The sequence below is a fragment of the Pseudomonas sp. GL_117 genome (assembly GCF_057835125.1).
In genome coordinates this window covers 3928160-3948369 of sequence record NZ_CM174418.1, presented here as the reverse complement: position 1 = coordinate 3948369, position 20210 = coordinate 3928160, and the positions used below count along the sequence as shown (strand labels likewise).

15 protein-coding genes are annotated in these 20210 nt (G+C 62.8%); 3 read left to right on the top strand and 12 right to left on the bottom strand.

The features are described 5' to 3' along the window. Positions 1–68: 68 nt before the first annotated feature. The 6 genes from AC3ISR_RS17785 to copC all read right to left on the bottom strand — a co-directional run bounded on the left by AC3ISR_RS17785 (position 69) and on the right by copC (position 5695). The gene (locus AC3ISR_RS17785; protein WP_463983531.1) at positions 69–962 is read right to left on the bottom strand and encodes an aldose 1-epimerase; all 894 of its coding nucleotides are present in this window, start codon (positions 960–962) and stop codon (positions 69–71) included. Positions 963–975: 13 nt separating this feature from the next. After that, positions 976–1851 carry an SMP-30/gluconolactonase/LRE family protein gene (locus AC3ISR_RS17780; RefSeq protein ID WP_463983532.1) on the bottom strand — a complete coding sequence of 292 codons (876 nt, stop codon included), beginning with the start codon at positions 1849–1851 and terminating at the stop codon, positions 976–978. A gap of 3 nt (positions 1852–1854) precedes the next feature. After that, a complete protein-coding gene (locus tag AC3ISR_RS17775) occupies positions 1855–2673 on the bottom strand; it encodes an NAD-dependent epimerase/dehydratase family protein (protein ID WP_192296668.1) in 819 nt (272 codons plus the stop codon). A 232-nt stretch (positions 2674–2905) separates the two neighbouring features. After that, positions 2906–4168: an OprD family porin gene (locus AC3ISR_RS17770; protein ID WP_463983533.1), complete on the bottom strand. Its 1263-nt coding sequence runs from the start codon at positions 4166–4168 to the stop codon at positions 2906–2908. Between the two features lie 300 nt (positions 4169–4468). Continuing rightward, positions 4469–5326, bottom strand: a complete 858-nt coding sequence (copD, locus tag AC3ISR_RS17765) for a copper homeostasis membrane protein CopD (protein ID WP_463983534.1) — start codon at positions 5324–5326, stop codon at positions 4469–4471. A 3-nt stretch (positions 5327–5329) separates the two neighbouring features. Then, positions 5330–5695 (bottom strand): copper homeostasis periplasmic binding protein CopC, encoded by a 366-nt coding sequence (gene copC, locus AC3ISR_RS17760; RefSeq protein WP_192296665.1) that lies wholly within the window; start codon positions 5693–5695, stop codon positions 5330–5332. 116 nt (positions 5696–5811) lie between these two features. Here copC and AC3ISR_RS17755 point away from each other — a divergent pair, with 116 nt between their 5' ends. Continuing rightward, positions 5812–6432, top strand: a complete 621-nt coding sequence (locus tag AC3ISR_RS17755; RefSeq protein ID WP_226457766.1) for a TetR/AcrR family transcriptional regulator — start codon at positions 5812–5814, stop codon at positions 6430–6432. A gap of 122 nt (positions 6433–6554) precedes the next feature. Here AC3ISR_RS17755 and preA read toward each other — a convergent pair whose 3' ends face one another. The 3 genes from preA to hydA form a co-directional block, all read right to left on the bottom strand. After that, positions 6555–7829 (bottom strand): NAD-dependent dihydropyrimidine dehydrogenase subunit PreA, encoded by a 1275-nt coding sequence (gene preA, locus AC3ISR_RS17750; RefSeq protein ID WP_463983535.1) that lies wholly within the window; start codon positions 7827–7829, stop codon positions 6555–6557. After that, a complete protein-coding gene (locus tag AC3ISR_RS17745) occupies positions 7829–9196 on the bottom strand; it encodes an NAD(P)-dependent oxidoreductase (RefSeq protein WP_463983612.1) in 1368 nt (455 codons plus the stop codon). The genes preA and AC3ISR_RS17745 overlap by 1 nt, the downstream gene beginning before the upstream one ends. 153 nt (positions 9197–9349) lie before the next feature. Continuing rightward, the gene (gene hydA / locus AC3ISR_RS17740; protein WP_463983536.1) at positions 9350–10789 is read right to left on the bottom strand and encodes a dihydropyrimidinase; all 1440 of its coding nucleotides are present in this window, start codon (positions 10787–10789) and stop codon (positions 9350–9352) included. A 591-nt stretch (positions 10790–11380) separates the two neighbouring features. On the opposite strand from hydA, the gene AC3ISR_RS17735 reads away from it, so the two are divergent. After that, positions 11381–12862, top strand: a complete 1482-nt coding sequence (locus AC3ISR_RS17735) for an NCS1 family nucleobase:cation symporter-1 (protein ID WP_192296661.1) — start codon at positions 11381–11383, stop codon at positions 12860–12862. A 60-nt stretch (positions 12863–12922) separates the two neighbouring features. Beyond that, complete coding sequence (locus tag AC3ISR_RS17730; protein ID WP_192296660.1) at positions 12923–14206, top strand: Zn-dependent hydrolase; 1284 nt, start codon at positions 12923–12925, stop codon at positions 14204–14206. A gap of 129 nt (positions 14207–14335) precedes the next feature. On the opposite strand, the gene AC3ISR_RS17725 is transcribed toward AC3ISR_RS17730, so the two are convergent. Genes AC3ISR_RS17725 through AC3ISR_RS17715 form a run of 3 tightly spaced genes read right to left on the bottom strand, consistent with a single transcriptional unit; the run spans position 14336 to position 20118 of the window. After that, a complete protein-coding gene (locus AC3ISR_RS17725; protein WP_463983537.1) occupies positions 14336–15754 on the bottom strand; it encodes an efflux transporter outer membrane subunit in 1419 nt (472 codons plus the stop codon). Further along, positions 15738–16907: an efflux RND transporter periplasmic adaptor subunit gene (locus AC3ISR_RS17720; protein WP_463983538.1), complete on the bottom strand. Its 1170-nt coding sequence runs from the start codon at positions 16905–16907 to the stop codon at positions 15738–15740. The genes AC3ISR_RS17725 and AC3ISR_RS17720 overlap by 17 nt, the downstream gene beginning before the upstream one ends. After that, positions 16897–20118 (bottom strand): efflux RND transporter permease subunit, encoded by a 3222-nt coding sequence (locus tag AC3ISR_RS17715; protein WP_192296657.1) that lies wholly within the window; start codon positions 20116–20118, stop codon positions 16897–16899. Before AC3ISR_RS17715 ends, AC3ISR_RS17720 begins: the two co-directional genes overlap by 11 nt. Positions 20119–20210: the final 92 nt, after the last annotated feature.

The window sequence follows — 20210 nt, the reverse complement described above, 5'->3', positions numbered from 1 at the left end:
ACACAACAGCGATCAAAACTGTGGAAGCGGGCTTGCTCGCGAAAGCGGTGTGCCAGGCGTTGAATGAGTTACTGCGCCACCGTATTCGCGAGCAAGCCCGCTCCCCCGGTTGGAAGGTATTTCAGCTTGAATGACAGGTGTGCCGACTGGTTTTGTTCCAGCAACTTCAACCCCGGCTTGCCGGGCAGATGATGGGCATTCACCGGGTGGCTCACCGGCTCGATGCAAAAGAACTCCAACCCCGGCGGGCAGTAGAGCAGGAAGTAATCGGCGCCGCTGGCCTGGCATTCCAGGGCGTAACCCAGGTCCGGTTGCTCGATGCGGCACTGCCCATCCCAGTGACAGAAGCCGTTGTCGACCAGGCCGTCGGGCAGGCCTTTCAACTGCTGGAAATCCCAATCCACTGGCACCGGCGCCAGGCCCGTGGGCAGTTTCGCCGCATCACTGAGCCACACCTGCGAAGCCTTGGCCCGCAACCGCGTGCTGGCTGTGCGGGGCAAATACGGATGCAGTCCCAAGCCATGCCACGCGGCTTTCTCGGCCAGGTGCGTGACCGTTAACGCGATGTTCAACTCACCGTCCCGCAAGCCAAAGCGTTGCTCGGCGCGATAGGCGAACGGTGTGTCGCACAACACCTGCATCACCACTTCATCCGCCGACTGGCTGACCACCTGCCACGCCTGCTGCCACGCCGAACCGTGGATCGGCAACGGGTCGGTGCGGCTGTTGGGTTGCAGGGCCAGCCAGCCGTCGGGGTTGTTGAAGCCGCCTGCCGCGATGCGGTTGGACCAGGGCGCGAGTGGGTAGCAGCCCAGCTTGCCCGGCAGGCCGCTGTTCACGGCGTGCTCATCGCTGTGGCGCAACAACGGCTGGCCGGTGGCGATGACCTGCCAGTTGACGATGCTGCCGCCGATGGCGGGGGCCAGGGTGAGGTGGGTGAGGGCGTCTTTGAGTTCGATCATCAGGGCTGTCCCATCAGAGGGTGAAAGTCGGCTCGGGCAAACCCTGCACGCCAGGATTGAGGGCAAACACGCCACCCGACAGCGACTGTTCGCTCTGGTCATCGCGGATCGAGGTGACGAACAGTGTGTCCAACCGGCTGCCGCCAAAGGCGCACATGGTGGGCTTTTTCACCGGGACGCTGAGGGAGCGGTCGAGGTGTCCGTCGGGGGTGAAACGGTGGATCAGCCCGGCGTCGTTGGCGCAGATCCAGTAGCAACCGTCGGCGTCCACTGCGGCGCCGTCGGGGCGGCCGGGGTGCTGGTGCATGTCCACGAATAGGCGGCGGTTGGATGGCGTGCCGCTGTCGATGTCGTAGTCGAATGCCCAGATCTGTTGCACCAACGGGTGAGAGTCCGAGGCGTACATCGTGCGCCCATCGGGGCTGAAGGCCAGGCCGTTGAGGGTGATGAAACCGTCCAATTCGGCATGGGGCGCCTGGCCAGTGGTGTAGCGATACAGAATGCCTGCGGCCGCATTCAAGCCCATGTCCAGCACCATGCTGCCGGCCCAGAAGCGGCCCTGGCGATCACAGCGGCCATCGTTCAGGCGCATGTCCGCGCGGGGGTGTTCGACGCGGGCCAGGGGCGTGCTGTCGAGGCTGCCGTCGTTGTGCGCGGTGAGCTGGAAAAAGCCGCTTTCCATGCCGGCGACCCAGTTGCCCGCCGTCGTGCGGGCAATGCAGGCGAGCATCTGCGGGGCTTTCCAGGCGGCGACGTGGCCGCTGGCGGCGCTCCAGCGTTGCAGGCCGCCGTGGGGGATGTCCACCCAATACAGCGCGTTTTCTGCGGGCACCCACACCGGGCATTCGCCTACGGCGTTGCGGGCGTCGACAATCAGTTCTGCACTCATGGGTCAGTCCCCGAACGGCCCGGCCACGCAGAAGGCGCCGCCCTGGTAGACCTTGGCCGGATCATCGGCGGCCACCGGTGGCAGGGCTTCGACCTGGGCGCGGAACACTTCGGAGTTATCCTTGGGCGCGTAGCCCAGGTGTGCGGCGTAGCGGTTGTCCCACCAGGTGTCGAGGTTATCCGACATGCCGTAGACCACGGTGTGGCCGACGTTTGGCGTGTACAGCGCGCGTTCGAGCAGTTGGGTCAGGTCATCGAAGCTTAGCCAGGTGTGCATCATGCGGCGGTTCTGCGGTTGCGGGAACGACGAGCCGATGCGGATGCTCACGGTCTGGATGCCGTAGCGATCGAAGTAGAAACTGGCCATGTCCTCGCCGTAGGACTTGGACAGGCCGTAGTAGCTGTCCGGGCGACGGGGCGAATGGGCGTCGAGGATTTCACCTTGTTTGTGAAAGCCGATCACGTGGTTGGAACTGGCGAAGATCACACGTTTGACCCCATGCCGACGTGCAGCTTCGTAGATATGGAAAATCCCGCTGATGTTGGCGCCGAGGACCTCTTCAAAGGAGCGCTCCACCGATACACCGCCAAAGTGCAGGATGGCGTCGACGCCTTCCACCAACTGGTGCACGGCTTGTTTGTCGGCGAGGTCGCAGGGCTGGACTTCTTCGGCTTCGTCAGCGGCCGGGGCCATCTCGGCGATGTCCGACAGGCGCAGTACGCGGGCATAAGGGCGCAGACGTTCACGCAGGACTTTGCCCAGGCCACCGGCGGCACCAGTGAGCAGCAGGCGGTTGAAGGGAGCGGGAGTGGTCGTGGTCATGGGCGTTCCATTGTTGTTGTAGGTTGTCGTATGACTAGGTCAAAGTATCGTTACAGATTCCCAGGCTTGTCAACGCTCCTCGCGGCGAATGCAATTCAAGTGTGGGAGCGGGCTTGCTCGCGAAAGCGGTGTGTCAGTTACAGGTGTGCTGACTGATCCACCGCTTTCGCGAGCAAGCCCGCTCCCACAGGGGGATTTGCGTTGGTTGCACAGGCGGGTTCGACGTGAATGTTTACAGCAGTGAGATCGGGTAGCTGATGAAGAGTCGGTTCTCGTCGAACTCATTGTTGCTGAAGTCGCGACGCATGGTCGAGTTTCGCCATTTCACGTTCAGGTTCTTCAGCGCGCCACTTTGCACGGTGTAGGCCAGTTCCGACTCGCGGCCCCATTCCTTGCCGTCGGTGATCGTTCCGGTGTGCACGTTACTGCCACTGATGTAGCGATTCATCAGCGTCAGCCCCGGCACGCCAAGCACCACGAAGTTGAAGTCGTGCCGCACCTGCCAGGACTTTTCCTGGGCGTTGTCGTAGCTGGCGTTGTAGCTGTCGTTGGCCAGGGTGCCGCCGCTGGTGCCGTTGATCTTCATCCAGGCGCTGTCGCCGGTGAGTTTCTGCAGGCCCACATAGAAGGTGTTGCCGCCGTAGCGTGCCGAGAGCAGGGCGAAAGCGGTCTTGTTGTCGAGGTCGCCAGCCAGGGCGCTGCCGTCTTCCTTGCCGGTGAAGAAACCGAGGTTGGCGCCCAGGGTCCAGTCGCCCACGGGCTGGCTGTGCGTGAGGTTGAGGTACTGTTGCTGGTAGATGTCGCTGAGTTCGGCGTACCACAAGCCGACCTGGGTGCGCTTTTCGTTGAAGCTGTATTCGGCGCCGCCGAAGTTGAAACGATCGGAGGTGAACGCGGCTTTGCCGTTCATGAACATGTCTTCCATGCTCGCGTCGTTGCGTGGGCTGTTGCCACGGAACTGGCCGCCGTAGAGGGTCAGGCCGGCGATTTCATTGGAGGTGAGCTGGCCGCCACGAAAGGTCTGGGGCAGGGAGCGGCCGTCGTCGGAGCGCAGGATCGGCAGCACCGGCATCCATTCGCCGACCTTCAGTTCGGTCTTCGACAAGCGGGTTTTCAGCGCCACGCCCAGGCGTCCGAAGTTGTCGGCCGGGCGGCCGTCGCTGTGGATCGGCAACAATTGGGTGCCACCCGTGCCTTTGCCGCCGTCGAGCTTCTGCGAGTACAGGCCCAGCACGTCAATGCCAAAGCCCACGGTGCCTTGGGTGAAGCCGGACTTGGCGTCGAGAATGAAGTTCTGCGTCCACTCTTGCGCCTTGGCCTGGGGGTTGCTCGGGTTGGTGAAGTTGCGGTTGAAGTAAGCGTTGCGCAGGTTGAGCGTGGCCTTGGCGTCGTCGAGAAAGCCGTCGGCGTGGGCGCCGAGGGGCAGGGTGACGATCAGGCTGCCGAGGCTGACAAGGCCCAGGCGTACGCAGGAATTGCGGGCGAATTGACTCACAGTGGAGCTCCCTTGCTTTGTTGTTTTTATTATTTGTCGTACGTCGTCGTACAACATCGGGCTGAGTATTTGCGTGGTTTGTGGGGGTTGTCAATCAGAAGTTATACGATGACCTGGCTCGCCACCGTTTACAGAATGGGCACGGTTCAAGTGTGGGAGCGGGCTTGCTCGCGAAAGCGGTGTGTCAGTTACAGGTGTATTGGCTGATCCACCGTATTCGCGAGCAAGCCCGCTCCCACACAAGCCCGCTCCCACACCAATCCGCTCCCACATTTGGATTGATGTTCGACTTGAGGGGGGCTACTGGGTCATGACCATCGGCGGCAGGGTGCCGAGGAGGGAAACGGCGGCGACCGCTGAAATGCCCAGCAGCCACTCCAGCAGCACACTGGCCTTCAGGCTGCCTTGGCGTTCGTCACAGCCTTCGATTCGTAATCGATTCAACAGCGCCAGGGCGAGCATGCCCAGCACCAGCATCACCTTGATCAGCAGAATCAACGCGAAACCGCTGAACAGCGGCGTTGGCCATAGCTGACCAGTCAGCACGCGTACGTTGATCAACCCGGTCACCAACAATCCCGCGACCAAGCCATAGCCCACGCCGCTGAACCGCCGCAAGATCGGCTCCAGCGCATAGCCCTGGGGTTGGCGCAGGATCAACACCAGCACCCACAAACCGCCGAGCCAGGCGCCGACGCAGGCCAGGTGCACCACCTGATTGAGGATCAGCAGGCGCCCGCTGAGCCCATCGAGCATCGCGCCATGGCCCACGGGGGCGAGGGTGGCCAGCAGCAACGCGATCAGCGGCAGGCGCAGCGTCGGCCAGGGTTTGATCAATGCGCTCAGCAGCAACAGGTTGAGCAGCAGATGCCACACCCAAACCTGGCCAAAAAACGTCTTGCCCAGCACCAACTCGACGGTGGTCGGTTGCCATGCCGCGTCCCAACTGCCAGCCATGCTGGCGGTGATCAGCAGCAGCCAGGTGATCCCAGACAACAGCGCGACCCAGGCCAGTGCCCGGGTGCAGCGCAGCAGTTGCCGGTCCAGCGCCGGTTGCACTTCGTTGCCGAGCAGCCAGGGCTTGAGCACGCAGGCCCCGAACATCAACAACACCGCAATGAAATGCACGAAACGGCACAGCACCAACAGCGTCGCCATGGCTTATTGGCCGACCTTGAAGCTGTATTCACCGTTGCTCTTGTGGGTGTCGACCGATACGGCGTTCCACACCACCTTGTAGTTGCCGGCAGCCAGCGGCGCGGCAGGGGTGACCACCAGGGTTTTCTTGTCCTTGTCCGGGGTTGCCAGACCCTTGATGGCGACTTCGGTGCCGTCTTTGCTCAGGGAGACCTTGGTGAAGGTGGCTTCGACGCCTTCGCTGAAGGTCAGGCGCAGGTCGGCGGGCGCGGCGACGGTGCTGTCGGCAGCGGGCGTGGCGCTTTTCAGGTGGGCGTGGGCAAAGGCCGCCGAAGCGCCCAGCAGGGAAGCGAGCAGGGTAAGGGTGGTCAGGGTCTTTTTGATCAACATTGTTCAATACCAATCAATGGGGAGAAGCGGGCAGTGTACGAAGTTTCGGTATGGCCTGTCGCCGCGATCTAGAGCCGGTGGTAGTCTCTAACCCATGTTGTTGTCGGGGAGCCCTCATGGGCAATCACAAGATTGGCATTCGTCGGGTCAACGTCGAGAAAATCCTGCTGGCGGCAGAGAAGATCTTCGCCGAAAAGGGCTATGGCAGCACCGCCATGGCCGACATCGCTGAAGAAGTGCAACTGCCGCGTTCCAACCTGCACTACTACTTCACCACCAAGAGCGAGCTGTACAGCGCGGTGCTGTTCGACCTGCTGGAAGTGTGGAAGCAGGACGCCCTGAGCTTCGAGACCTTCGATGATCCGCGCGTGGTGCTCAGCAGCTACATCCGCGCCAAGATGCAACGCTCGCGCACGCGGCCGTATGGCTCGAAAGTCTGGGCCAACGAAATCATCCACGGCGCGCCCACACTGGGTGAGGCGTTGGATGCCAGCCTGTACGACTGGGCCAAGATGAAAGAGGCGAAGATTCGCCAGTGGGTGGAGGACAAGCGCATCCTGCCGGTGGAACCGTCGAGCCTGCTGTACATGATCTGGGCGTCGACCCAGCACTACGCGGACTTTGATCACCAGGTGAAGATTCTGAATGATCACCAGCCGTTGTCGGATATGCAGTTCGAGCGGGCGATCCAGACGGTGACCGGGGTGATTTTGCGCGGGATTGGGTTGGAGCCCTGATTTTTGTGGTGGGGCTGAGGGCCTCTTCGCGAGCAAGCCCGCTCCCACAGTGGACCGCATTTTATCTGGAGGAATGCGGTTGAATGTGGGAGCGGGCTTGCTCGCGAAGGCGGCTTAAAGGACTACACAGCGTCCCGATAAGGATTACGCGGGTCCTGCGTCCAGTTCAGGTACGGCTTGCCAGTGTCTATCGCCACCATCTCGATGCAGTCCGCCACCGGGCAGGTGATCTGGCACAGGTTGCAGCCCACGCACTCGTCATCGATGACCTCGTATAGGTGCGTGCCATCCGCCTGTTTCAAACTCGCAATCGCCTGGTGCGAGGTGTCCTCGCAGGCAATATGGCAACGTCCGCAACCTATGCATGCCGCCTGATCGATCTTGGCGATGACCTGGTAGTTGATGTCGAGGTACTTCCAGTCCGTGGTATTGCCCACCGCCCGCCCGGAGAATTCCTGCAAGCTCTTGTAGCCCTGGCTGTCCATCCACCGCGATAGCCCGTCCTTCATCTCTTCCACAATCCGGAACCCGTGCAGCATCGCCGCCGTGCACACCTGCACCGCGCCGCAGCCAAGGGCCACGAACTCCGCCGCATCGCGCCAGTTGCCGATACCGCCAATGCCGCAGATCGGCAGGCCCTGGGTCTGCGGGTCGCGGGCAATTTCGGCGACCATGTTCAGCGCGATCGGCTTGACCGCCGAGCCGCAATAACCGCCGTGGGTGCTTTGGCTGCCGACCACGGGCAGGGCGACCATGCGCTCCAGGTCCACGCTGGTGATGGAGTTGATGGTGTTGATCAGCGACACCGCATCCGCGCCGCCGCGATAGGCCGCCCGCGCCGCCACGCGGATGTCGGTGATGTTCGGCGTGAGCTTGACGATCACCGGCAGTGAGCAATACGTCTTGCACCAGCGCGTCACCTGTTCGACGTACTCCGGCACTTGGCCGACCGCTGCGCCCATACCGCGCTCGGGCATGCCGTGGGGGCAGCCGAAGTTCAGCTCGATACCGTCGCAGCCGGTGGCTTCCACCAGGGGCAGGATATTTTTCCAGGATTGCTCTACACACGGCACCATCAGCGAGACGATCAGCGCGCGGTCGGGCCAGTCTTTTTTCACCTGGGTGATTTCCCGCAGGTTGATCTCCAGGGAGCGGTCGGTGATCAGCTCGATATTGTTGATGCCCAGCACTTCGCGGTTGGCGCCGTAGTGCGCCGAGTAACGTGACGACACGTTGACCGCCGCCGGGTCTTCACCGAGGGTTTTCCAGACCACGCCGCCCCAGCCGGCTTCGAAGGCGCGGACTACGTTGTAGGCCTTGTCGGTGGGTGGCGCAGAGGCCAGCCAGAATGGGTTGGGGGCTTTGATACCGGCGAACACAATCGAGAGATCGGCCATTACGCAGCCTCCATGTTCAGCATGAGTTGGGCGTGCATGGCAATGGCTGCCAGCTTGCCGTGTTGCACCGCCTGCACGGTGAGGTCCTGGCCGAGGCTGACGCAATCGCCGCCGGCATACACCCCGGGAATGCTGGTGCGCAGCTGCTCGTCGACAAAGATCCGCTCGCCGACGCGTTGCAGTTGCTGGGCCAGTGGATCGTGCAGCGCCGCGTTGTCGAAGCCTTGGCCGATGGCTTTGAAGATCGCATCGGCGGCCAGTTCGAAGGTTTCGCCGGTGGGGTGCAGGCGGCCGTTTTCCAGGCGTGTGCGCAGGAAACGCATGCCGCGTACGTGGCCTTGTTCATCCAGCAGGACTTCTTCGGGTTGGGCCCAGGTCAGTAGGCGCACCTGGTTGGCTTTGGCGATGTCCTGCTCATGCTGGGTGGCGCCCATGTCCGCCAGGCCACGGCGGTACACCAGGTTTACATCGCGGGCACCGAGGCGGGCCATCTGCACGGCCATGTCGATGGCGGTGTTGCCGGCGCCAAGCACGATGCAACGGTCAGCCAGGGGCAGTTGGGTGAGGTCATCGGCCTGGCGCAGTTCGCGGATGTAGTCGGTGGCGGCGAGCAGGCCGGGGGCATCTTCATGGGGCAGGCCCAGTTGTTTGCTGGCAGCCAGGCCGAGGCCGAGGAACACTGCGTCGAACTGCTGGTGCAGGTCGCTCAGCGTGAGGTTGTCGCCCAGGCGCTGGCCGTGGCGGATCTCGATGCCGCCGATCTGCAGGAGGAAATCCAGTTCCTTCTGGGCGAAGTCATCCACCAGTTTGTACTTGGCGATCCCGTATTCATTCAGGCCGCCGGCTTTTTCCCGGGCTTCGAAGATCACCACGTCATGGCCGTGCAGGGCGCTGCGATGGGCACAGGCCAGACCGGCGGGCCCGGCGCCGACCACGGCGATGCGCTTGCCGGTGGACGCCGCGCGGTGGAACGGGTGTTCGCTGAAGTGCGCGTTGTCCACGGCGTAGCGTTGCAGCAGGCCGATCAGCACGGGGGCGCATTCCTCGGCGTTGTTGCGCACGCAGGCTTGCTGGCACAGGATTTCGGTGGGGCAAACCCGGGCGCAGCTGCCGCCGAGGATGTTGGCCGAGAGGATTTTCTGCGCGGCGCCTTGCACGTTGTCGGTGTGGATATTGCGGATGAACGACGGGATGTCGATCTCACTGGGGCAGGCGTTCACGCACGGCGCGTCGTAACAGTACAGGCAGCGCGAGGCTTCCAGTTGGGCCTGGCGGGCGTTGAGGGGCGGTGCCAGGTCGGTGAAGTGGCTGGCGAGGGTGGCTCCATCCTCGGTGGGATGGGGGAGGTGGGTCAGGGTCTGGATCACGGGTTTGGCCTCACTTTTTTTCAATTGCCTCTGGCGGGCATTTTTGTTGTCTGCACTGGCCTCATCGCAGGCAAGCCAGCTCCCACATGCGACCCCGTTTTGCCTGGGCGAACGCGGTCAAATGTGGGAGCGGGCTTGCCCGCGAAGGCGATATCAGCGGTTCACAGCCACTGGCTTGGAATGCGCAGCTCGCTTGCTCAACTGCTCAAACACCGCCGGATACGCCGGCCGCTCCACATACCGCCCGGCACCGCGCTCGGCGCGCAGGTCGCCATCAGCCCAGACCAGCTTGCCCTGGCTGATGGTATGGCTCGGCACGCCGCGCACGGTCTTGCCTTCGAAGATGTTGAAGTCGACTTGTTGATGGTGGGTCTTGGCGGAAATCGTCCGCGTACCCTCGGGGTCCCACAGCACCAGGTCGGCATCCGCGCCCACCCGGATCGCGCCTTTGCGCGGGTAGAGGTTGAAGATCTTCGCGGTGTTGGTGGAGGTCAGCGCAACGAAGTCCTGCATCGACAGGCGCCCACTGTTGACGCCTTCGTCCCACAGCACCGCCATGCGGTCTTCGATACCGGCAGTGCCGTTGGGGATCTTGCTGAAATCGTCACGCCCGGCGGCTTTTTGCTCGGCGCAGAAGCAGCAGTGGTCGGTGGCGGTGGTGTGCAGGTTGCCCGATTGCAGCCCCTGCCAGAGCGCCTCCTGATGCCCGCGTGGGCGGAACGGCGGGCTCATTACGTAGCCCGCGGCGGTTTGCCAGTCGGGGTGGCGGTAGACGCTGTCGTCCAGCAGCAGGTGGCCGGCGAGGACTTCGCCATACACCGGCTGGCCTTTGCCACGGGCGTAGGTGATTTCATCCAGCGCTTCTTTGGTGGAGACATGCACCAGATACAGCGGTGTGCCGATGGTTTCGGCGATGCGGATCGCGCGGCTGGCCGCTTCGCCTTCGACCTGGGAGGGGCGCGACAGCGGATGCGCTTCCGGCCCGGTAATGCCCTGGGCCATCAGCTTGCGTTGCAGGTGATACACCAGCTCGCCGTTTTCGGCGTGCACGGTGGGCACCGCGCCCAGTTCCAGGCAGCGCTCGAAGCTGGCGACCAGGGTGTCGTCCGCCGCCATGATCGCGTTCTTGTAGGCCATGAAGTGCTTGAAGCTGTTGATGCCGTGGTGGCTGACCAGTTCGGCCATCTCTTCGCGGACCTGCTCGCTCCACCAGGTGATCGCCACGTGGAAGCCGTAGTCGGCGGCGGATTTTTCCGCCCAGCCGCGCCATTGGTGAAAGGCTTCGAGCAAGGACTGCTGCGGGTTGGGAATTACAAAGTCGATGATCGAGGTGGTGCCCCCCGCCAGGCCTGCCGCCGTGCCACTGAAAAAATCTTCGCTGGCCACGGTGCCCATGAAGGGCAGTTGCATATGGGTGTGGGGGTCGATGCCGCCGGGCATCAGGTATTGGCCGCTGCCGTCGAGTATTTCAGTGCCGGCGGGTATATCCAGGTTTGTACCAATAGCCCGGATTAGACCGCCTGCGCATAAAACATCGGCGCGGTAACTTTCATCATGGGTAATAACGGTGGCGCCACGGATCAACAGCGACATGTCGAGTTCCTCACAGGCTTGACCGGCTTGTGCCAGTTCTAAGTGTTGTAATGCTGCATGCCGATGAGTGGTTTATTCCTGTCATCGGTGACAGGAATAGAAACTAGCCCGAGTTTTTCGATTGGGCAAGCAGAATTTACATAAGCTTATATCGTGTTTAAGTGCATGATTTCTAAAGATAAAAAACAACAATCACCAAAATGAAGCGTGTGTTCACCGTTTTGACGCACTTGACAGGTTCATAAATTGAGCAACATTTCTTATTGCAAATCAGACGCTTGAGATATGCCGCTTGACGGGGCTAGGAAATAAAAATAATTGTGTTGCACCAGATTGAGTCCTGACAGTTCGGGCAACTTCCAGATTATTTAGCCTGAGTAACCTGGCAAGTACCCTGGGTTCAATCGGAAAGCTGATAAACATCAGTTGGTTATATAAGCGGTGCGGGTAGCGGGGCAGTGGTCGGCACGGTTATTGAGTGCAGTGGCGGCTGGCCGGGCCCGTGATGTCATGTTGTTTACGAGGTACTCCGGCCATCCGGCGCAACACGCTGGGTGAGCAACAATAATTCGAAAAAACCGTGGAGCGGCCATGCAACAGAACAGATCGCAAGTCATTGAACGCAACGGCCTGTACGAACTCGACGCCGGCCCCGACGTCCTCGACAGCCCGCGCTATAACCACGACATGGCACCGACCAAGGTGCATGAACGAACCTGGAACAAATGGCACATCACCGCGCTGTGGGTCGGCATGTCGATCTGCGTGCCCACCTATACGCTGGGTGGCGTGCTGACGGCGTATTTCGGCTTGTCGGTGGGCGAGGCGCTGATGGCGATTTTGCTGGCCAACATCGTGGTGCTGATCCCGCTGACCCTCAATGCCTTTCCTGGCACCAAGTACGGGATTCCATTCCCGGTGTTGCTGCGTTCGTCGTTCGGCATTCTTGGCTCCAACGTGCCGTGCCTGATCCGCGCGCTGGTGGCGTGCGGCTGGTTTGGTATCCAGACGATGTTTGGCGGGCTCGCGATCCACCTGTTCCTGGGCTCGGTTTTCGAGGGCTGGAAGTCCCTCGGGGGTACCGGCGAGGTGATCGGCTTCATGATTTTCTGGACGTTGAACCTCTGGGTGGTGCTGCGCGGCGCCGAGTCGATCAAGCGCCTGGAGACCCTCTCGGCACCGCTGTTGGTGGCGGTCGGGATTGGTTTGCTGGTGTGGGCGATGCCCAATGTGTCCATCAGCGAGTTGATGGCGATCCCGCCGAAACGCCCGGAAGGCGCGAGCCTCACCGGTTACTTCATGGCCGGCCTGACCGCAATGGTGGGCTTCTGGGCCACCTTGTCGCTGAATATTCCTGATTTCAGCCGCTACGCGAAAAGTCAGAAAGACCAGATCCTCGGGCAGATCTTCGGCCTGCCGCTGACTATGTTCCTGTTCGCCGCCCTCGGCGTGATCATGACCGCGGCGTCGGTGAAACTGGTCGGCGTGAGTGTGTCCGACCCGGTGACGTTGATCGGGCATATCCAGAGCCCGGTATGGGTGGCGATTGCAATGTTGCTGATCATCATCGCGACCCTGTCCACCAATACGGCGGCGAACATTGTCTCGCCGACCAATGACTTCCAGAACATCGCGCCCAAGCTGATCAACCGCACCACGGCGGTGATTCTCACCGGGTTGGTGGGGCTGGTGTTGATGGGGCATGAACTGCTGAAAAAGCTCGGGCTGATCGTTTCCGATGTGAGCCTGGAGACCGTCTATTCCAACTGGTTGCTCGGCTATTCGAGCCTGCTGGGACCGATCGCCGGGATCATGGTGGTGGACTACTTCATCACCCGCAAACAACAACTCGACCTTGCCGGTTTGTACCGCGATGACGTGTACCCGGCGTGGAACTGGAGCGGGTTTATCGCGTTTGGCGTGCCGGTGGTGCTGACGTTGCTGTCGTTGGGCAGCGATGCGTTCAGCTGGTTCTACAGCTACGGCTGGTTTACCGGCTCGGCGTTGGGTGGGTTGTTGTATTACGGCTTGAATGCCAAGCGCGGGGCCAGTCCGGTTGCCGTCAAGACTTGACCTCTTTTCACTGTTGCAAAGGGTTCAATCCATAAGAAATGTAGCCTGAGGAGATCCCCAATGAACGCTGCCCTCGACGTTCTGCAATCGCCCCATCAGCACATCAACCGTGACCGCCTGTGGCAGTCGCTGATGGACCTGGCCAGGCTCGGCGCCACGCCCAAGGGCGGCGTGTGTCGCCTGGCCCTTACCGACCTCGACCGCCAGGCCCGCGACCTGTTCGTGCAATGGTGCGAAGACGCCGGTTGCACGGTGACGGTCGACGGCATCGGCAACATCTTCGCCCGTCGCCCTGGTCGCAACCCTAACCTGCCCCCGGTGATGACCGGCAGCCACATCGATACCCAGCCCACGGGTGGCAAGTTCGACGGATGCTTCGGCGTGCTCGCCGGCGTGGAAGTCCTGCGCACCCTCAATGACCTCAAGGTGGAAACCGAAGCGCCGTTGGAAGTGGTGGTCTGGACCAATGAAGAAGGCTCGCGCTTTCCTCCGTGCATGATGGGCTCGGGAGTGTTTGCGCAGAAGTTTACCTTGGCCGATACCCTGGCCAAGCAGGATGCCGATGGCGTCTCGGTCGGCGATGCGTTGAATGCCATTGGTTACGCGGGTACACGGCCGGAGAGCGGGCACAAGGTTGGCGCCTATTTCGAGGCACATATCGAGCAGGGGCCGATTCTTGAGGACGAGAAAAAGACCATCGGCGTGGTGCTCGGCGCGTTGGGGCAGAAGTGGTTCGACCTGAAGTTGCGCGGCGTTGAAGCCCATGCGGGGCCGACGCCGATGCACCTGCGCAAGGATGCCCTGGTCGGTGCGGCAGCCGTGGTCGCCGCGGTGAATGCCGCGGCGTTGGGGCATCAGCCTCATGCGTGTGGGACGGTGGGTTGCCTGCAGGCTTACCCCGGTTCACGCAACGTGATTCCTGGCGAAGTACGCATGACCCTGGACTTCCGTCACCTGGAACCGGCGCGGTTGGATTCGATGATTGCCCAGGTGCGCCAGGTGATCGACGACACCTGTGCCAAGCATGGCCTGACGTTCGAGATGGTACCGACGGCGGACTTCCCGCCGCTGTATTTCGATAAGGGCTGCGTGGACGCGGTGCGGGATGCGGCGAACGGGTTGGGCCTGTCGAACATGGATATTGTCAGCGGGGCAGGGCACGACGCGATCTTCGTCGCCGAGCTGGGCCCGGCGGGGATGATTTTTGTGCCGTGTGAAGGGGGCATCAGCCATAACGAAATCGAGAATGCTGCCCCGGATGATCTGGCGGCGGGCTGTGCGGTGTTGCTGCGCGCAATGGTTGCCGCCTCCGCCGCTATCGCCAACGGCAAACTCGCCGCCTGATTGTAGTGAGCGGGCTTGCCCGCGCTGGGGGGCGAAGCCGCCCCAAACGGGACGCCGCGGTGTGTCTGAAAGACCGAGGTGCCTGGATTCAGGGCGGCTGCGCCCCCCAGCGCGGGGCAAGCCCGCTCACTACAAGGTGTTGCGCCAGCCGCCGCCGAGGGCGGTGAGCAGGCCGACACTTGCTTGCAACTGCCGCGTTTGCACCGCCTGTAATGTCCGCTGCGCCTGCAACGCGGCAGTTTGGGCGGTCACCACATCCAGATAACTCACGGCGCCCGCCTGGTAGCTGTTCATCGCCAGCGCTTGGGTATGCTGCGCCGCGTCTGCCGCTGCTTGTTCATCCTGGGCTTGCTGCTGCAAATCCCGTAGTTGCGCCAGGTTGTCTTCGACTTCGCGCACGGCTCTCAACACCTGGCTGCGGTACTGCGCCGAGGCTTCTTCGAATTCGGCCTTGGCTTGGCGTTCATTGGCGCTCAAGCGACCACCGTCGAAGATCGGCAAGTTGACCAGCGGCCCCAGCGCCCAATAGCGATTGCCTGCCGAAAGCAGGTTGCCGACGCCTTGGGTCTGCCCGCCGATCAAGCCGGTCAAGCTGAAATCCGGGTACCACGCCGCCTTGGCCACGCCGATATTGGCGTTGGCGGCGAACACCCGCCGTTCTGCTGCGGCAATGTCCGGGCGACGTTGCAGCAGGTGGCTGGGCAACTGCGTTGGGATCTGCGGCAGCGCGATCAACTGTGGGCTCGGCGGTAGCGTGAAATCGCTGGCCGCCACACCGACCAATTCGCCTATCGCATGCTCAGTGAGGTTGCGCTGGCCGTGGATGTCATCCAATTGCGCCTTGGCTTCGGCCAGTTGGTTTTGTGCGCGGGTCAGGTCCAGTTCCGAGGCGATCTGGCCTTCATAGCGGCTGCGGGTCAGTTGCAATGCCTGGCTGAAGTCCTCCAGCGAGCTGTTGAGAATGCGTGCCTGTGCATCCAGCCCGTTGAGCTGCACATACAAGCTCGCCAACTGATGCTGCAGGCTCAAGCGCGCCACTGCCAGGTCGTCGCCAGAGGCCTGTGCCTGGGCATCGCCGGCGGCGACCTGGTTGCGGACTCTGCCCCACAGGTCCAAGTCGTAGCTCAACGAAAACCCGGCGGTATTGCTGTTGTACACCGATGGCTGGGTGCTGCCCCGCAGCGGTCGCGAGTCGGATTGCCGTTGGCGCAGTGGCTGCGCACTGGCGCTGATTTGCGGGAACAGCCCGGCATGCAATTGGCTGGCGTATGCCTGGGACGCATCGAAGTGGGCCAGTGCCGCCGCGAGGTCCGGGTTGGCCTTGAGCAGTTGCTGTTGCAGGTCGTCCAGGCGCGCATCGTTGTAGAGCTTCCACCATGCCGGCGCCAATGTGTCGGCCGGTTGCGCGCTGTGCCATGGGCCATCGCGGGTCTGTTCGCGATAGCCCGCCGGCAGGTTGACCGAGGGCACCTGGTAGGTCGGTGCCATGGAGCAGCCCTGCAAGGTCAGCAGCATCAAGGCGGCGAGGGGGTTAAGCCTTGGGCGCATGGGCACCTCCGCTGGCGTCCGCCAGTTGCACCGGATCGCCTTCGCGCAGGGCGTCGGGCGGATTGTCGACCACTCGGTCGGCGGGTTTGAGGCCCTGGTCGATCACCAGGCGTTCGCCGAGGTCGAGGCCGATGTGGATGGTTTGCAGGTGCACGTGGTTGCGCGCATCCAGCACCGCGACCTGAGTGCCTTGGGCGCGGAAGATCAGCGCACTGGCCGGGATGCTCACGCCGTGGGTGTCGGCCGGAATCGGCAGCGTCGCCTCGGCGTAGTCACCGGGCAGCAGTTCGCCGTTGGGGTTGTCGGCGACGAACTGTGCGAGCAGGGTGCCGGAGCGGCGGTCGATGGCGGTGGAGTCGCCGATCAGCCGCGCCTTGAAGTGTTGGCCTGGATGCTCGGGCACCGTCAGTTGGGCTTCAAGGCCCGGGTGGATCACCGCGGCATAGTTCTGCGGCACCGGCACATACAGGCGCAGTTGGTGAGTGTCGGCGATGTTGAACAACTCCGGATCGCTGTCGGTATCGGCCTTGATCAACTGGCCGATGTCGGTGTTGCGGGCGGTGATGGTGCCGGCGAACGGTGCGCGGATGGTCTTGTAGCTGGCCAGGGCCGACAGGCGCGCGCAGTCGGCGGCGGCGGCGTCGGCGTTGGCCTTCGCGGCGGCGGCGTTGGAGGTTTTTTCATCGGCCTCCTGGCGTGACACCGAGTGGCTGGCCAGCAGGTTTTGCCAGCGGGTGGCGGTGGTTTGCGCCAGGCGTGCGTTGGCTTGTTCCTGCACCAGTCGTGCATGGGCTTGGGCCAGTTGCTGGTCGAGGTCAGGGCTGTCGATTTCGGCGAGAGCCTGCCCGGCCTTGACCTGGGTGCCGATGTCGGCTTTCCAGTCCTTCAAATAGCCGCTGACCCGCGCGTGGATCGGCGCCTTGCTCCACGCTTCCAGGTGCGCCGGCAACCGCAGGGTATCGCCGGCGGCGTTCTGTTGTGGCTGGAACACCAGCACCTGGGGAATGGCCGCGGTTTCCGTCCAGGCGGTCACCGCTTGTTCATGTAACGTGCGGGCGTGCAGGCCGTTGGCGACCAGCAGGGCGGCCAGGGTCAGGCCGCCGACACCCATGAGCATCAGACGCTTGCGCGAGGGTTTGTGATCAGGCGACATGTGGGGTTTCTCCAGCAACTGCGCGAGTAGGGTGACGACCGTGGACCAGGCTGAAGACCACGGGGACAAACAACAGGGTGGCGATGGTGGCGAAGATCAACCCACCGATCACCGCTCGGCCAAGGGGGGCGTTTTGTTCTTCGGAAAGGGCCAGTGGCAACATGCCGATGATCATCGCCAGGGCGGTCATGCACACCGGGCGAAAACGCGTGTAACCGGCCTCCATCGCGGCCTTGAGCGCATCGCCATGTTCGGCCAGGCGTTCGCGGCAGAAGCTCACCACCAGGATCGAGTTGGCGGTGGCCACGCCCATGCACAGGATCGCGCCGGTGAGCGCCGGCACCGACAATGAGGTGCCGCTGAGGAACAGCATCCATACGATCCCCGCGAGAGCGGCCGGTAATGCCGTGATGATTACGAACGGGTCGGCCCACGACTGGAAGTTGACCACGATCAGCAGGTAGATCAGCACCACCGCACCGAGCAGGCCCAGGCTTAAACCGCTGAAGGCTTCATGCAATGCGTCGATCTGCCCATGCAGGCTGATGGTCGCGCCTTTGGGGCGCATCGACGCGGTGTCATCCAGCACTTTTTGCACGTCGCGCGCTACGCCGCCGAGGTCGCGGCCTTGTACGTTGGCGTAGAGGTCCAGGGTCGGCTCGATGTTGTAGTGGGTCACCACCGCCGGGCTTTGCACGCGGGAGATGTCCGCCACGCCGCCGAGGATCTGCGATTGGCCGTCGGCGCCGGTGACCGGCAAGGCTTCCAGGGATGGCAGGCTGTCGAGGCGGTATTGCGGGGTCGCCGCGACGATCGAGTACGACACACCGTTGGCTGGGTTGAGCCAGAAGGTCGGCGCGGTCTGCGAGCTGCCGGCGAGGGAAGCGACCATGCTGTTGGTCACGTCACGCTCGGTGATGCCCAGGCCATTGGCGCGCAGGCGGTCGACATTGACTTGCAACGACGGGTAGCCGGTGGACTGCTGGATACGCAGGTCGGCGATGCCGGGTACGTGTTGAAGGCGGCGTTCAAGTTCCACCGCATAGGCACGGTTTTCTGCATCGTTGCGCCCGGAGATTTTCACGTCCAGCGGGGCCGGGGCGCCGAAGTTGAGGATCTGGCTGCTGATGTCGGCAGGCAGGAACGCGAAGTGGCTGCCAGGGAAACTTTGCGGCAGGGCTTCGCGCAGTTTTTTCACGTAGTCGGCGGTGGGCGCGTGGTGTGGTTTCAGGCTGACCTGGATGTCGCCGTCCTGTGGACCGATGGTGCCGCTGCTGCTGTAGGCCATGTCGATGCCGCTGAGCGGGATACCGATGTTGTCGACGATGGTGTCGAGTTCATCGCTTGGGATCACTTCGCGAATCCGCGCTTCGATGCGGTCGAAGGCGGCGGCGCTTTCTTCGATGCGCGTGCCCAGCGGCAGGCGCACGTGCAGGGCGAGGGCGCCGGCGTCGGTGGCCGGGAAGAAGTCCTGGCCCAGGCTTGGCAGCAGCAGGAACGAGGCGAGCACGCAGGCCAGGAAGCCGACGATAAAGCGCTTGCGATTGCCCAGCGCCAACAGCAGCAGGCTGTGATAGGTGTCGCGGATATTCGAGAAATGGCGCTCAAAACCCTGCTGGAAATTCAGCACCGCTTGCAGCGCGGCATGGCGCGGTTTGGCGTGTTGCTCACCCTCGTGGTGGTTGATGAACTCGTCTTCCGGGTGATGACCCGCACCCGGTTCCGGCGTGTGCGGCTTGAGCAAAAACATCGCGAGTGTCGGCACCAGGGTGCGCGAGAGGATGAACGAGCTGGCCATGGCAAAGATCACCGCCAGGGCCATCGGCCGGAACAGGTAACCGGCGATGCCTTGCAGCATAAACATCGGCACGAACACGATGCAGATGCACAGCAGCGAGACGAACGCGGGGCCGACGATCTGCGCGGCGCCGTCGAGGATCGCGGTCTTCACCGCCTTGCCTTGTTCCAGGTGCCAGTTGATGTTTTCGATGGTCACGGTGGCGTCGTCCACCAGAATCCCCACCGCCAATGCCAACCCGCCGAGGGTCATCACGTTGAGGGTTTGCCCGCTGACGGCCAGTAGCGCGATGGCTGACAACACGGCCAGGGGAATCGACGCGGCGATAATCAGGGTCGAGCGCCAACTGCCAAGGAACAGCAGGATCATCGCGCTGGTCAGCAGGGCGGCGATGATGCCTTCCTGTGCCACGCTGCCCACCGATTGCTTGACGAACACCGAGGCGTCGCCCAGCAGCGAGGTCTTCAGCGAGGGCGGCAGGGTCTCGTCGATGCGCGGCAGCATCTGGCGGATGCCGTCGATGATCGACAGGGTCGAGATGCTGCCGTTTTTCAGGGCCGGCATCAGCACGGCGCGGTGGCCGTCGACACGTACGATGTTGGTTTGGGGCGGCGAGCCGTCACGCACGTGGGCGACTTGGCCGATAGTGATCAGCGCGCCGTCGACGGTCTTGATCGGCAAGTCGTTGAGTTCATCGATCGCCTTGGGGCTGTTGTTGAGCAGGATCGTGTATTCGTTGGGGCCGAGTTTGGCGGTGCCCACCGGGATGATCTGGTTTTGCAGGGCCAGGGCGGTGCCCACGTCCTGGGCCGACAGGCCTTTGGCGGCCAGTGCCTGCGGGTCGAGGTCGAGGGTGATCTGGCGTTGCTTGCCGCCCATGGGCGTGGGCATGGCCAGGCCGGGCAGGGCGCTGAGGGGCAGGCGGATATTGTTCTGCACCAGGTCGCGGATCTTCGCTTCCGACAGGCTCGGGCTGGAGAATGCCAGTTGCAGGATCGGCACGGTGGAGGCGCTGTAGTTGAGGATCAACGGCGGCGTGATGCCGGGTGGCATCTGCTTGAGCACGGTTTGTGACACGGCGGTCACTTGGGCGTTGGCGGTGCGGATGTCCACGCCGGGTTGGAAGAAGATCTTGACGATGCCCATGCCGGGCAGCGATTGCGATTCGATGTGTTCGATGTCGTTGACAGTGGTGCTCAGGGAGCGTTCGTAGGTGTAGATCACCCGACCGGCCATGGCATCCGGCGACAAGCCGTTGTACTGCCAGACCACGGCGACCACGGGGATGCCGATGTCGGGGAACACATCCGTGGGGGTGCGCAGGGCCGCCATCGGCCCGATGATGCAGATGAATATGGCCAACACGATAAACGTGTACGGCTTTTGCAGTGCGGTCTTTACCAGCCCGAGCATGCGTGAACCTCCGAAAGGAGCAGGATTGCAAACCCCGGCAGTCTTGCCCGACCCACCTAACACGCGCCTTTCAGCCAGGTGAAGGAACATTT

Coding starts and splice junctions, on each gene's coding strand:
- AC3ISR_RS17785 (WP_463983531.1), bottom strand. CDS start 962: ATGATCGAACTCAAAGACGCCCTCACCCACCTCACCCTGGCCCCCGCC.
- AC3ISR_RS17780 (WP_463983532.1), bottom strand. CDS start 1,851: ATGAGTGCAGAACTGATTGTCGACGCCCGCAACGCCGTAGGCGAATGC.
- AC3ISR_RS17775 (WP_192296668.1), bottom strand. CDS start 2,673: ATGACCACGACCACTCCCGCTCCCTTCAACCGCCTGCTGCTCACTGGT.
- copD (WP_463983534.1), bottom strand. CDS start 5,326: ATGGCGACGCTGTTGGTGCTGTGCCGTTTCGTGCATTTCATTGCGGTG.
- copC (WP_192296665.1), bottom strand. CDS start 5,695: ATGTTGATCAAAAAGACCCTGACCACCCTTACCCTGCTCGCTTCCCTG.
- AC3ISR_RS17755 (WP_226457766.1), top strand. CDS start 5,812: ATGGGCAATCACAAGATTGGCATTCGTCGGGTCAACGTCGAGAAAATC.
- preA (WP_463983535.1), bottom strand. CDS start 7,829: ATGGCCGATCTCTCGATTGTGTTCGCCGGTATCAAAGCCCCCAACCCA.
- hydA (WP_463983536.1), bottom strand. CDS start 10,789: ATGTCGCTGTTGATCCGTGGCGCCACCGTTATTACCCATGATGAAAGT.
- AC3ISR_RS17735 (WP_192296661.1), top strand. CDS start 11,381: ATGCAACAGAACAGATCGCAAGTCATTGAACGCAACGGCCTGTACGAA.
- AC3ISR_RS17730 (WP_192296660.1), top strand. CDS start 12,923: ATGAACGCTGCCCTCGACGTTCTGCAATCGCCCCATCAGCACATCAAC.
- AC3ISR_RS17725 (WP_463983537.1), bottom strand. CDS start 15,754: ATGCGCCCAAGGCTTAACCCCCTCGCCGCCTTGATGCTGCTGACCTTG.
- AC3ISR_RS17720 (WP_463983538.1), bottom strand. CDS start 16,907: ATGTCGCCTGATCACAAACCCTCGCGCAAGCGTCTGATGCTCATGGGT.
- AC3ISR_RS17715 (WP_192296657.1), bottom strand. CDS start 20,118: ATGCTCGGGCTGGTAAAGACCGCACTGCAAAAGCCGTACACGTTTATC.